General features: G+C 68.3%; 10 protein-coding genes and 1 tRNA gene. 8 read left to right on the forward strand and 3 right to left on the reverse strand.

Annotation, left to right across the window (positions count from 1 at the left end):
* Window positions 1-4: 4 nt before the first annotated feature.
* Window positions 5-1027 (reverse strand): DsbA family protein, encoded by a 1023-nt coding sequence (locus HUA76_RS15545; protein WP_371823480.1) that lies wholly within the window; start codon window positions 1025-1027, stop codon window positions 5-7.
* Between the two features lie 56 nt (window positions 1028-1083).
* Between HUA76_RS15545 and HUA76_RS15550 the strand changes: the two genes are divergently transcribed.
* Together HUA76_RS15550 and HUA76_RS15555 are read left to right on the forward strand one after the other, a co-directional pair.
* On the forward strand, window positions 1084-2130 hold the full coding sequence (locus tag HUA76_RS15550; RefSeq protein ID WP_141644119.1) for an asparaginase: 1047 nt from the start codon (window positions 1084-1086) through the stop codon (window positions 2128-2130).
* Between the two features lie 85 nt (window positions 2131-2215).
* On the forward strand, window positions 2216-3127 hold the full coding sequence (locus HUA76_RS15555; protein WP_141644120.1) for a GGDEF domain-containing protein: 912 nt from the start codon (window positions 2216-2218) through the stop codon (window positions 3125-3127).
* A 7-nt stretch (window positions 3128-3134) separates the two neighbouring features.
* Here HUA76_RS15555 and HUA76_RS15560 read toward each other — a convergent pair whose 3' ends face one another.
* Window positions 3135-4745 (reverse strand): HEAT repeat domain-containing protein, encoded by a 1611-nt coding sequence (locus HUA76_RS15560; protein WP_174461317.1) that lies wholly within the window; start codon window positions 4743-4745, stop codon window positions 3135-3137.
* 111 nt (window positions 4746-4856) lie between these two features.
* Here HUA76_RS15560 and rpsU point away from each other — a divergent pair, with 111 nt between their 5' ends.
* The 6 genes from rpsU (at window position 4857) to HUA76_RS15590 (ending at window position 10699) form a co-directional block, all read left to right on the forward strand.
* Window positions 4857-5051: a 30S ribosomal protein S21 gene (gene rpsU, locus HUA76_RS15565; protein WP_002614080.1), complete on the forward strand. Its 195-nt coding sequence runs from the start codon at window positions 4857-4859 to the stop codon at window positions 5049-5051.
* Between the two features lie 101 nt (window positions 5052-5152).
* Window positions 5153-5611 carry a GatB/YqeY domain-containing protein gene (locus HUA76_RS15570; protein WP_141644121.1) on the forward strand — a complete coding sequence of 153 codons (459 nt, stop codon included), beginning with the start codon at window positions 5153-5155 and terminating at the stop codon, window positions 5609-5611.
* Between the two features lie 332 nt (window positions 5612-5943).
* Window positions 5944-7758 carry a DNA primase gene (gene dnaG / locus HUA76_RS15575; protein ID WP_174461318.1) on the forward strand — a complete coding sequence of 605 codons (1815 nt, stop codon included), beginning with the start codon at window positions 5944-5946 and terminating at the stop codon, window positions 7756-7758.
* A gap of 92 nt (window positions 7759-7850) precedes the next feature.
* Window positions 7851-9968: an RNA polymerase sigma factor RpoD gene (gene rpoD / locus HUA76_RS15580; RefSeq protein ID WP_141644122.1), complete on the forward strand. Its 2118-nt coding sequence runs from the start codon at window positions 7851-7853 to the stop codon at window positions 9966-9968.
* 98 nt (window positions 9969-10066) lie between these two features.
* The gene (locus HUA76_RS45335) at window positions 10067-10501 is read left to right on the forward strand and encodes an MGMT family protein (RefSeq protein WP_174461319.1); all 435 of its coding nucleotides are present in this window, start codon (window positions 10067-10069) and stop codon (window positions 10499-10501) included.
* 125 nt (window positions 10502-10626) lie between these two features.
* Window positions 10627-10699: transfer RNA gene (locus HUA76_RS15590), tRNA-Ile, on the forward strand.
* A gap of 115 nt (window positions 10700-10814) precedes the next feature.
* Here HUA76_RS15590 and HUA76_RS15595 read toward each other — a convergent pair.
* Window positions 10815-12704 (reverse strand): Ig-like domain-containing protein, encoded by a 1890-nt coding sequence (locus HUA76_RS15595; RefSeq protein ID WP_174461320.1) that lies wholly within the window; start codon window positions 12702-12704, stop codon window positions 10815-10817.
* Between the last annotated feature and the right edge of the window lie 224 nt (window positions 12705-12928).

Genomic DNA, 12928 nt, shown 5'->3' on the forward strand with positions numbered 1-12928 from the left:
CGTGTCAGTCGGCTGCCCAGGCGTTCTTGTTGTTCACCCACTCCAGCTCATCCTCCAGGCTGTGGTTGAGCAGGTCCTCCTGGATGAAGCTCAGGTCGAGCGCGCGCCCGTTGAAGTACACGGTCGGCGTGCCGGACAGGCCCGCCGCGCGGCCCTGGTTGCGGAAGCCCTCCAACTCCTGCTTGTAGGCGTCCGACTTGAGCACCGCCGTAAGCTTCGCGCCGTCCAGTCCCAGCCCCTTCGCCAGCGCGGGCAGCGCCTCCGGCTTGAGGTTCTCCTGGTGGGTGAAGAGGGCGTCGTGCATCTGCCAGAACTTGCCCTGATCTCGCGCCCACAGGGCCGCCTGCGCCGCGGGCACCGCGTTGACATGGTTGGACAGGGGGAACGGCAGGTAGCAGAAGCGCACCTGGGCCGGATTCTTCTTCGCGAAGGCCTCCAGGACGGGACGGGCCTTGGCGCAGTAGGGGCACTCGAAGTCGGAGAACTCCACCACCGTCACCGGGGCGGACACAGCGCCCATGCACATCCGGTCGTCCACCTTGAACTGGGCGCGCTGCTCACGGAAGGCGCCGTAGTACTGGGACAGCTGGACGATGACCTCGGTGGCGGGGCTGCCCTCGGACACCATGCGCGCGGCTACGCGGGCCATGCGCTTGGCGTGGCGGCAGGTGTTGTGCGACTTCAGGCAGGCGCCCAGGGTGTGCGGGCAGCCGCAGTAGCAGAACTCGTCGCTCAGGACGGTGGCCAGCTCCCGCTTGGAGGCCGCGGAGAGCGAGGAGAAGTCCATGCCCGGGATGCCGGAGAGGGCCGCGGCGGGGTCCGTCGGGGCGGCGGCCGGAGGGGCCGGGGGCGGCGGCGGAGTCGCGGCGGGAGCCGGAGCGGCGGCCGGGGCGGCGGCCGGGGCCGGGTTCGAGGCGGGCGCGGAGCCCTCCGGGTTCTTGCAGCCCGAGCTGGTCAGCGCCACGGCGGCCAGCAGGGGAATGACACGCTTCCAGCAGGAGAGGAGCACGCGGCGGGTCTTAGCCACGCTCGCGGGGCTTGTAAAGCAACGCAAGCCTTGGCAGGGAAGCACCCTTGCCCATCATGCCCAGAGTCCTGCTCCTGCATACCGGTGGCACGCTGGGGATGGCCGGAGGTCGGCCATCCGCCCTGCGCCCCGCTGCCTTCTTCAAGACGCTCAAGGCCCGCGTCCCGGAGCTCTTCCAGCTCGCGGACATCGAGCTGCAGCTGATCAGCAACGTGGACAGCTCGGAGATGCAGCCGGAGCTGTGGCAGCGCATGGCCACCCACCTGCACCAGCAGCTCAAGGACTTCGACGGGGCCGTGGTGACCCATGGCACGGACACGCTCGCCTACACGGCCAGCGCGCTGTCCTTCATGTTGCGCAACCCGCCCTGCCCCGTGGTGCTGACGGGCTCCCAGCGGCCGTTGGGGGAGGTCCGCTCGGATGCGCGGCTCAACCTCATCGACGCGGTGTTGTCCGCGCTGCAGGGGCCGCGCGAGGTCACCATCTGCTTCGACTCGCACCTCTACCGGGGCAACCGCACGCGCAAGGTGAAGGTGTCCGAGTACGACGCCTTCGAGAGCCCGAACTGCCCCGTGCTGGGCACCCTGGGCGTGGACGCGACGTTCGAGCCGGGACTTCGGTCGAAGGGCCCCTTCCGCCTGTACGAGAAGCTGGATCCGCGCGTCTTCCTCTTGAAGGTCTACCCCGGGCTGGACCCCGCCCTGCCCCTGCAGTTGCTGCCGCATGTCCGGGGACTCGTCCTGGAGGCGTACGGAGCCGGCAACTTCCCCATCGACCCGGCCCTCGGGCGCTCGCTCCTGCCCCTGTTCACCCAGGCCCGGGAGCGCGGCGTGCCCGTCGTGGTGGTGAGTCAGGCCCACCGCAACGGCGTGGATCTCAGTCTCTACGAATCTGGAGCGGCGGCCCTGGCCCAGGGGGCCGTGGGCGGCGCGGACCTGACGCCCTCGGCGGCGCTGGTGAAGCTGATGCAGGGACTGGCCTATCACCCCCGCTCTCCGGAGGCGCTCGCGCGCTTCATCCAGACACCGGTGGCCGGGGAGCTGACCGTCGGACGCAAGACAGTGGAACCCCCGGGTCGCCGGAGCCACAAACCAACGCGGTGAGTCCAATCCTGGCGAGGGTTGCCGGCAAGGAAGCCGGCAGCATGCTTGCCGCCATGAAAAAACGGCCCGTAAGATGGGTGGCGCGATGTCCGAGGAGAAAACTTCCGTCCATTCCATTTCGGACCTGCTGGGCAACGGCCAGCGGCAGAGCGCTTATCTGATCGTCATCAGCGCCAAGTCCGCGGCGGGCATCGGCCGGATGTTCAAGCTGGACCGCTCCGAGGTGGTGCTGGGGCGCAGCTCCGAGGCGCAGTTCCAGGTGGAGGACGACGGAATCTCGCGCAAGCACGCCAAGGTGGTGGCGCTGGGCGACGGGCGCTTCCAGGTGGTGGACCTGGCGAGCACCAACGGCACGTACCTCAACGGCCTGAAGGTCAACGCCGCGCCGCTCTACGACGGCGACAAGATCCAGATTGGCTCCAACACCGTCCTCAAGTTCTCCATCCAGGACGAACTGGAGGAGCAGTACCAGCGCAGCATCTACGAGTCGGCGACGCGCGACGGCCTCACCCGCGTCTACAACAAGAAGTACTTCCTGGAGACGGTGCGCAAGGAGTTCAGCTACTGCCTGCGCCACCGGGTGAACCTGTCGCTGGTGCTGTTCGACGTGGACCACTTCAAGAAGATCAACGACGCGTACGGGCACCCGGCGGGTGACTACGTGCTGACGCGCATCGCCCAGCGGGTCAGCGACACCGTGCGCACCGAGGACCTGCTGGCGCGCTACGGCGGCGAGGAGTTCGCGCTGATGCTGCGCGAGTCCGCCGAGGACCAGGCCCTCGCCTGCGCCGAGCGTTGCCGGTACGCGGTGGACAAGGCGGACTTCGTCTTCGGCGGCACGCCCATCAAGGTGACCATCAGCCTGGGCGTGGCGACGTTGCTGGACTCGGACTTCTCCCAGCCCGAGGACCTCATCGCCGCGGCGGACAAGTACCTCTACCGGGCCAAGCGCGCGGGTCGGAACCGCTCGGACGCCAAGGCCATCAGCGGCCCCTGAGTTCGGCTCAGGGCCCGAAGCCCAGCCGCCGCAATCCCTCGCGCGACACGTGCTGGACGTGGGTGTCCCCGTCCCGGGCCACGGCGTCGGACAGCGCGGCGGCGGCATGCGGCCCGCCCAGTCGGCCCAGCGCGAGCGCGGCGGCCACCCGGACATCCGGCACCGGGTCCTCGCGCAGGCAGGACGCCAGCACCTTCACGTGGACGGCGCGGCCAATGGCCTCCAGCGCCCGGGCGGCGGCGGCGCGCACCACCGGGTGCTCCGAGCCCAGCAGCTCCGCGGCCGCGTCCCCCCGTGTCGACTGGCGCTGCCCCGCGACCACCGCCAGCGCGGCGGCCACCACCTCCGGCGCGTCGTCCTCCAGCGCCCGCGTGGTGGCATCCATCACCTCGGGTCTCCGGACGGACATCGAGCCCAGCACGCGCACCGCCCCGGCCCGAATCACGGGCTGCGAGTCGCGCAGATAGGGCGAAAGCGTCTCCACCCGCTCGTTCTCGCTCTCGCGACAGTCCGCCAGTGACGCCAGCGCCTGGCCCCGCAGCTCCGCGGGCATCCTCGGGTTGCCCGCCACATCCAGGAAGAAGCCCGCGCAGCCCTTCTCCCGCACCATGGCCTCCAGCCACGGCCGGGACACGGCGGCGTCGCGCCCCTCCACCCGGCGCTCGGCGGCCACGCGCAGCGACGTGCCCTCCGCTTCCGCCATCTTCCGCGCCGCGGAGCCACGCACCTTGGGGTCCGCATCCTCCAGCGCGCGCTCCATCTCCCTGCGGGCCAGCGGTCCATAGACGCCCAACGCCAGCACCGCCGAATCCCGGCGACGGGGCTCGGGCGCCGTCAGCTCCGGCTGAAGCTCCTCCAACTCCCGCGAGTACACGGCGAAGAGTCGGTTCACGAGCACCGCGTCCGCGGGCTTCGCCTCCTCCAGCAAGAGGCGCCCCACCGAGGTGCGCTGTCGCAGCGCCACGGACTTCAACGCGCTGGCGCCAATGACATCCGTGCTCTCCGGCCTGGAGGCCGTGGCATCGAGCAACAGCCGCGCTGGCTTGCGCCCCATGAACGTCCCCAGGTGGGCGAGCGCCGACCCTCGCGCGCGCGGGTCCTCCGAGTACAACTCCACCTCCAGCGCCTGCCGGATGGCCTCACGGCGAGCCCATACCCGGGCCGCCGCCTCGGGCCCCCGCGCTCCGGCCTCTCGAAGGAACGTCGCCGAGGATTGATCCGCCTCCGCGGCCGCGCGTGCCGCCGTGAGACACGCCTGCAGATCCGCCGACGTGGGCGTGCTGGCCACCCACTCCGCGAGCACGCGGCGCTCGGCAATCCCCTTCCCCTTCGCCTCGGCCCGCACCGAGGCCCACCGCACCCGCCAGTCCTCGTCCTTGCGGGAAGACGCGAGCGCGTCGCGGGGAGTCGGCCGGACCGTGCCCAGGGACGCCACCCAGGAGTCGACCCGTCCCCCGGACAGGCAGGAGCCACACACGCGGCCCCGGAGGGCCCGGTCCGCCACGTGCCGTTGGCAGGAGTTCCAGCAGTCGGTCGTCCCGGTGCCGCCACGCTGACCGGTCGCCAGCAGTACCATCAGGATGAGGGCAGGGCTCACGCAGCGGACAGTGTAGTGCATCCGCCCCCGGGTTTTCCCTCCTGCGTCCTTGCGTTTTACCTCCCGCTAGGACATACCCGCTCCCCTTTTGAAGTACACACACATTGACGCATGGCGGAAGGAGGTGAACTCATGCCCGGTATCCGAGTGAAAGAAGGAGAATCCATTGAGAGCGCCCTCAAGCGCTTCAAGAAGGCCACTGAAAAGGCCGGAATCCTTTCCGAGATCCGCAAGCGCGAGCACTACGAGAAGCCTTCCGTGAAGCGGAAGAAGAAGGCCCTCGCCGCCAAGAAGCGCGCGGTGAAGAAGGCCCGCAAGTCGTTCTAGTTGCGAGGCCGGCGTGAGAGCCGGGGCGCCCCCGAGCAGTCAGGTGCCCTGGCTCCCGTCGTCCAGTCCCCCCGAACCACAACCCCAGCGGAGTCGCATATATGGCAACCCTCAAGGAACGGCTCGACGCGGACCTGAAGGACTCGATGCGGGCCAAGACCGAGACGCGCACCACCGTCATTCGGGCCATCAAGAGCGCCATCAAGTACAAGGAAGTGGAGCCCGGCGCCTCCGCCCTCGATGACGCGGGTGTACTGACAGTTGTCGCCGGCCTCATCAAGAAGGGTCGCGACTCCGTGGAGCAGTTCAAGGCCGGCAACCGGCCGGAGATGGCGGAGAAGGAAGAGGCCGAAATCGCCATCCTCCAGAGCTACCTCCCCCAGCAGCTCACCCCCGACGAGCTGGCCGCCGCCGTCCAGGCCTCCATCGCCGAGGTGGGCGCCACGAGCTCCAAGGACATGGGCCTGGTGATGAAGAACCTCACCCCCAAGATCCAGGGCAAGGCCGAGGGCCGAGCCATCTCCGAGGCCGTGAAGGCCCAGCTGGCGAAGCTCTCCTGAAGCCGTCTCCCACCCGTTCGGGGTCGCTCGCTTGCTCCCGCGGCCCCTCGGGTGGATGGGATTGGGGTGAGCGGAAACTTGCTCCCCCGTCTCCCCGTCATTAAGTGCCAGGGCCAGTCCGTCGCGCGCGCCCCACCCCTTCCAGGGAGGCGCCGTCCGGGCCGTAGGAGCCCCAACGTGTCCCCAGCCATCCTTCCCGCCCCCCGCCGCCGGTCCTTCGCCCTCGTGGGCGGGGTGATCCAGCGGGTTGGCGACCAGACGGGCGACGTCAGGCCCGGCTGCCAGGATGTCGGGAGTGCGCCCGCCCAGGTGCGGGACGAGGGGTGGCCGACGTGATCCCGGAACACAAGATCCAGGAAGTCCTCGAGCGTGTAGACCTCGTGGGCCTCATCTCCCGACATGTGGAGCTGAAGAAGGCGGGCCGCGAGTGGAAGGGGCGCTGTCCCTTCCATCAGGAGAAGACCCCCTCCTTCTACGTGGTGCCGGAGAAGCACTTCTATTTCTGCCACGGCTGCCGGGCGAGCGGGGACGCGGTGTCCTTCGTCCAGCGCTACCTGGGCAAGACGTTCCTCGACGCGGTGAGGGACCTGGCGCGCGAGCTGGGCATCGACCTGGAGGCGCAGCAGGACCCGGGCATGCGCGAGCGCCAGCAGCTCAAGGAGGCCACGGACCTGGCCGCCGAGCACTTCCGCGCCACCCTCTGGCAGGACGAGGGCCGCTCCGCGCGGGCCTACATCGCCAGTCGTGGCGTGTCGGAAGAGACGGCGCAGTCCTTCGGACTCGGCTGGGCGCCCAACGCCTGGAGCACGCTCGCGGAGCGCTTTCAAAAGACAGGCATGCTGGACTGGGCCATGAAGGCCGGGCTGGTGCTCAAGCGAAACACGGGAGACGGCTGCTATGACTTCTTCCGCAGCCGGCTGATGGTGCCCATCCGGGCGCCGGAGGGCCGCCCCATCGCCTTCGGTGGCCGCCTCGTCGGCGCCGAGGAAGGGCCCAAGTACCTCAACTCGCGCGAGTCGCGGCTCTTCAACAAGAGCGACACGCTCTTCGGCATGGACCAGGCGCGCGACGAGGTCCGCAAGCGCAAGGCCGCCGTCCTCGTGGAGGGCTACTTCGACTGCATCGGCCTGCATCAGGTGGGCGTGCGCCATGCCGTCGCGCTGTGCTCCACCAACCTCACCCCCGGCCACATGCAGGTGCTCAAGCGCGGCGAGGCCCGGGAGCTGGTGCTGCTCCTGGACGGGGACTCGGCGGGAATCGCGGCGGTGGAGCGACTCGCCGGTCCGCTGCTCGCCGCCGGGGCGACCGCCCGGGTGGCGCTGCTGCCCCAGGGGGATGATCCAGACGTCTTCGCGCGTCGAGAGGGAGCGGAGGGTGTGGAGCGGCTGCTGGAAGGCGCTCAACCGCTCACCGCCTACCTGTTCGCCTCCTTGCTGCCCCAGGGCAAGGGGGCGTCTTTCGAGGAGAAGATGGCGGCACTCGAGCGGCTCAAGCCCGTGGCGGCGCAGGTGCCCGTGGGACTGGTGCGCTCGTCGCTCTTCTCCGCCCTCGCGGAGCACTTCGGTTGGCGCTCCGCGGACGTGGAGGCCGCGCTGCGCAGCAAGGTGCCCCCCACGCCCAAGCCCGCCGCTTCGGCCTCGCATGATGGCGGTTCTGCCGCGCCCGCTCGCCCGCTGCCCGAGAAGCCGCCCCCGCCCATGGAGGCACTCTACGTGGCCTCCGTGCTGAGGGAGCCTCGCCTGCTCGGCAGGGATGTCTTTCGTGTCTGTGACGAGCTGTCCCACATGGGACTGCGCATGGCGCTCGCGCATGCCACGTCGGGCCAGGGCACCCAGGATGCGCTCTTCGAAGCAGCCGAGTCCGTGAAGCGCGCCATCGAAACGTCCTGGCGCCAGCTCCCCTCGGAAGGCCAGGAGCTCGAGCATGCGTTCTTCGCCATCTGCCGGGAAATCATGGTGCGGCGCATCGACGAGCGGCTCACTTATATAAAGCGCGCGACAGAGCAGACGCCGGGAGCGTTCGACCTCACGGAAGAGACGCGGCAACTGTTGTCGGAGCGCGTGGAACTGCTGGCCCTCAAGAAGCGTGTCCTGGAGGAGCTCAAGCCCGCTTCCCCGGGAACAAAGGCGCCCATGCAACCGGTTTGACTTCGCGTTTGTAAGAAACCCTGACTTTGCGGTAGATCGGCCGGCTCGCCCCAGGCCTCAAGCCCCTGAATTTCTTAAGGAGAAGTACCCGAATGCCGACGCAGAAGCCCTCGAAGGCGTCCGTGAAGCCCACCAAGAAGAAGGTGGATCCGGTGATCCGCAAGAAGAAGGCACCGGACAGTCCCGCGGCGAAGGGTGCTGGGGTGAAGGCTGGGACCGAGGAGCAGGAGCCCCTGGAGGCCAAGGAGGCGCCCGCCGAGGTCGAGACGAAGAAGAAGAAGAAGGGCGTCGTCTCCGCGGACGTGGACCCCGAGGAGGCCGCTGAAGAAGCCGCCGCCGCCGTCGAGGTGGACCCGGACGCCGTCGAGGACGACGTCGAGGAGGACCCCGTCGCCGAGCGCAAGGAAGTGAAGGACCTGCTCGCCCAGGGGCGAGAGAAGGGCTTCCTCACCTACGACGAGGTGAATGACGCGCTGCCCGCCGACATCGTGTCGTCCGATCAAATCGACGACGTGATGAGCATGTTCGGCGACAACGACATCGAGATTGTCGATGCGCAGAAGGCTGCTCAGAACAACGAGATCAAGCCCACCGTCACCGTCGAGGAGGAGAAGGAAGACGTCGACGAGGACGAGAAGGACGAAGACGACGAGCCGGGTGGCAAGTCGAACGACCCGGTGCGCCTGTACCTGCGCAAGATGGGCAGCGTCAGCCTGCTCACGCGCGAGGGCGAGGTCGAAATCGCCAAGCGCATCGAAGAGGGCGAGAAGGAAGTGCTGCGCGCCCTGCTCGCCTGCAAGGTCGCCGTCGAGGAGATCCTCGACATCGGCAACAAGCTGAAGACGGCCAAGCTGCGCGTGCGCGACGTCATCAAGGACGCGCCCGAGGAGGCCCAGGCCGAGGGCGCCGAGGAGGCTCCCGAGGAGGTCGGCGAGGGTGACGCCCCGGCGCAGCTTGCGCAGAGCGAGCTCAACAAGATTGAGCAGATCTGCAAGCAGATCGAGCGCTTCCGCAAGTTCGCCAAGGACTGCGACGTCTTGGAAGAGGAGCTCATCTCCAAGAAGAAGCTGACCGAGGTGCGCAAGAAGGAGCTCAAGCAGGAGATGAAGGACCTCCGGACCAAGATGATGGAGGTCTTGGAGGAGATGCGGCTGAACAAGAAGCAGGTCGACCGCATCGTCGTGAATCTCAAGGGGCTCATCGAGCGCGTTGAGAAGGCCGAGGACGAGCTTCGTGATTTGGAGCGCCGCTACGGCATCTCCATGAAGGAGCTGCGCCCGCAGCTGAAGGAGTCGCGGGAGAATCCGAACATCGGCAAGAAGCTGCAGAAGCAGCTCAACCTCACGCCCGAGCAGCTCGAGGTCCTGGACCGCGACGTGCGCACGGCGGTTCGGAAGATCAAGAAGGTGGAGGAGGAGGCCAACCTCCCCGTGGATGCGCTGCGCCGCAACTACGACGCCATCCGCCTGGGCGAGAAGCGGGCCGAGCGCGCCAAGAGCGAGCTGGTGGAGGCGAACCTGCGCCTCGTGGTGTCCATCGCGAAGAAGTACACGAACCGCGGCCTCCAGTTCCTGGACCTCATCCAGGAGGGCAACATCGGCCTGATGAAGGCCGTGGACAAGTTCGAGTACAAGCGCGGCTACAAGTTCTCGACCTACGCCACCTGGTGGATTCGTCAGGCCATTACGCGCGCGATCGCCGACCAGGCCCGCACCATCCGCATCCCGGTGCACATGATCGAGACCATCAACAAGCTCATCCGCACCAGCCGCTACCTGGTGCAGGAGATTGGCCGCGAGCCGACGCCGGAGGAAATCGCGGAGAAGATGGAGCTGCCGCTCGACAAGGTGCGCAAGGTCCTGAAGATCGCCAAGGAGCCCATCTCCCTTGAGACGCCCATTGGCGAGGAAGAGGACAGCCACCTGGGTGACTTCATCGAGGACAAGAGCCTCGTGTCGCCGGCGGACGCGGTCATCAACATGAACCTGGCGGAGCAGACCCGCAAGGTGCTGGCCACGCTGACGCCGCGCGAGGAGAAGGTGCTCCGCATGCGCTTCGGCATTGGCGAGAAGAGCGACCACACGCTGGAAGAGGTGGGCCAGGACTTCGAGGTGACGCGCGAGCGCATCCGTCAGATCGAGGCCAAGGCGCTGCGCAAGCTGCGTCACCCCAGCCGCTCCAAGCGCCTGCGCTCCTTCGTGGAGAGCTGACGCCTTCCTGACGGCTCCATCGTGAGCCGTCACGGGAAGTCCCGAGGCCCCCGCTCCTTCATGGACCGGGGGCCTTCGTGTTTCTAGAGTCGGGCGCCGTGGCGCTCTCCAGGTCCAGGACGACGACGAAGACGAAGTCCCGAGTGGAACCCGAGGCGTCGGCTCCGCCGAAGCGTCCGCCCTTCTCCGAGGCGGTATGGCGCGCGGTGCGCTCGATTCCGCGAGGCCAGGTGCGCTCGTACTCGCAGGTGGCGTTGTACGCGGGACGTCCCGGGGCGGCGCGCGGCGTGGGGCGCGAGATGACGAAGCTGCCTCCGGGACAGGAGCTGCCGTGGTGGCGTGTGACGAAGGCGGGAGGGACGCTGGCGTCCACGGTGGCGAATGAGCAGGCGAAGCGCCTGCGCGCCGAGGGCGTCACGGTGGAGCAGCGTGGGCAGGTGTTCCGGGTGAAGGTGGCCCAGGAGCCCGCGACGCCCGCGAAGCAGCAGGCCTCACGCAAGACGGGCGCTCCCACGTCGAAGCGGAAGCGCTGACGCAAGGCGCGCACAAAGCCTCACGCCGACGCGAGAGGCAGCGTCAAATCAGGGGGCCGAGTGGCGCTTGCCAGCAACGCATGCGCGGGGATATGCCACCGGACACGCGGGTTGTTCACGCATGGGGGCCCTTAGCTCAGCGGTTAGAGCTGTCGGCTCATAACCGATTGGTCCCTGGTTCGAATCCAGGAGGGCCCACTCCCCTTCCCCCGTCAGACGCCTCGGCCCAGCCACCGAGGCTTCGTCTTCTGACAATGGCAGTCATCGGGAAGAAGAGGCCTTGCTTGCGCAAGGCCCCACGGACTCGCCGCGGCTACCTCCACCACAGGAGGGCCAGGCCCGACGCTCCCGGAGTCGATTGCTCCGTCTGCCAATTCGTCAGGGGCTCTCCCCCACGGCCGGCGATGCCCAGGTATCCCGTCACAATCCGTCCACCCGGCTGCTGACCGTTGCCGCCTTCAGTCGCCAGGAGCGTGACGCTGGGATGCGCATATGACGAGCCGCCGCCACCGCCTCCTCCTGAGTAGGTGTACCGGCTGCCGCCACTTCCTCCGCCATACCAACCCGAGCCACCTCCCCCTCCAGAGCCATTCCCCATCCCGCGTCCTCCCAGGTGGCCGGTGGCGACGGGCTGGGCACTGGACTGGCAGGCACGAGACGCCCCTCCTTGCAAAGCGTCTCCCGGAAGCCCCGGCGCCGCACAGGTCACCGGCTCCGGCGGCTGCCGGTTGTTGCTCGGCCCCGCCACACCTCCCGCGTTCTGCATTCCTCCGCCGCCGCCTCCCGCTCCGGACAGGTGGTAGTCATTGAGCCGGCCGTTCTGTCCATTCCCGCCCACGGGGCCTCCACCGCCCCCTGCTCCGCCCAGGGGGTCTTCATCCCTGGAGCAACCACTGCATCCGTCATGTCCTCCCCCGCCGCCTCCCGCCGCCACCAGCAGGACCTGCCCGGCACGGAGGACCTGCGAAGCGCCACCACCGCCCCCTTGCGAGTCGCCACCGCTCGCGATGCGCAGCTCGAGAGACTCCCCTGGAGTGACCGGGACGCGCGCGTGGAGCCATGCGCCTCCGCCTCCAGGCCCCGGGGCACCGCCTCCGCCCCCCGCCCCCCAGAGCATCAGCTCCGCGACGTGCCTGCCCGGCGGCACCACCACCATCACCGGCTCCCCGGCGGATCCCCAGACCTGGGCATCGGCGACAACCACGGGTGAAGGGGCGGGCCCCACGCAGATGGAGAGCCGACCCGAGGTCCACGCCCCCCGCGAGTCACGAATGCCCACCGTGATGCGGCAGTTGTTGCAGCCCCTGCTTGGACGCACGGAGGGAGTGAATTGCGCCGTGGCGCGTTCGGCGTCCGTCCAGGTGCCCTCACAGCTCGCGCTCCACTCGTACCGAATCGAGTCTCCATCCGTGTCCGTCACGGCCGCCGTCAGCACGGTGGTCTCCGCCACATCCACCCGGCCGCTCGAAGCGGAGATCCGCTGGAGGACAGGCACGTGGTTGAAGCTCGTCTCGACGATGGCGCCAGTCGCACCGGAGAGGACGCTCAAGGACAGCTTCGTGCCGGAAGCCCCGCCTCGCCCGTCGCTGACGGTGAGCGTGAGCTCAGCGGACCCGGCTTGCGAGGGGGCCGTCCAGCGGACCACCCGGCCGGTGGAGCTCGACAGCCCGCCCACGCTGGCCGTCCACGTGTACGTGAGGCTGTCCTCGGGATTTGGGTCACGGGCCACGGCAGTCAAGGTGACCTCGCTCCCCTGCGCCACCTCAGTGGAGGAGACCGCGAGCCCATCAATGACAGGCACCGCGTTGTCGAATGGGTTGGAGGGAAAGACAAACTCCTGCAAGACGATGGCGACCAGGGCCTGCTTGCCGGACTCGATGGTGACATCCGTCACGACACCCTGGTAGCGCCACCAGTGAGTGTTGTCATAGGCCAGGGCTTCAAAGCTGCGCCCGGTGCCCGCGGGGATGCCTTCCAACACTCCCTTCCAGACACCGTCCGTCAGGGTGAGCTCGGCCTCGATGGGCTCCATGTCCGACGCCGAGACGGTCACCGTCACCCGGGTGATTCCCTCGGGCGTCAGGCGCTGACCTTCGGAGACGAGGAACCGCACCGAGCCGGCTGGCTCCGGCTGCGTAGCACTACACCCGGCCGCGAACCCCAACATGAGGGCCAGGGCCGCGAGGACACTTCTTCTGTGCATGGAAGCCTCTTTCGCTTGCCACTCGAGGTGGACAGGCAGAGCGGGCAATCCTTACGCATCCAGCAACATCTGCACTGGCATGGAGCGCGAATTCGAGGTCACTTTGATTTGCGCTTCACAGTACAAACAACCCGTGGCGGCTTGCTGGTGGAATAGTGACGCTCATCCCAGGACTCACCCTCGTTGCCTGTGCTCAGATTGAGTCACTTGGTCCTTGGATGAAG

Origin of the sequence: Myxococcus sp. CA056 (genome assembly GCF_013336715.1) — a bacterium.
GTDB lineage: Bacteria > Myxococcota > Myxococcia > Myxococcales > Myxococcaceae > Myxococcus > Myxococcus llanfairpwllgwyngyllgogerychwyrndrobwllllantysiliogogogochensis.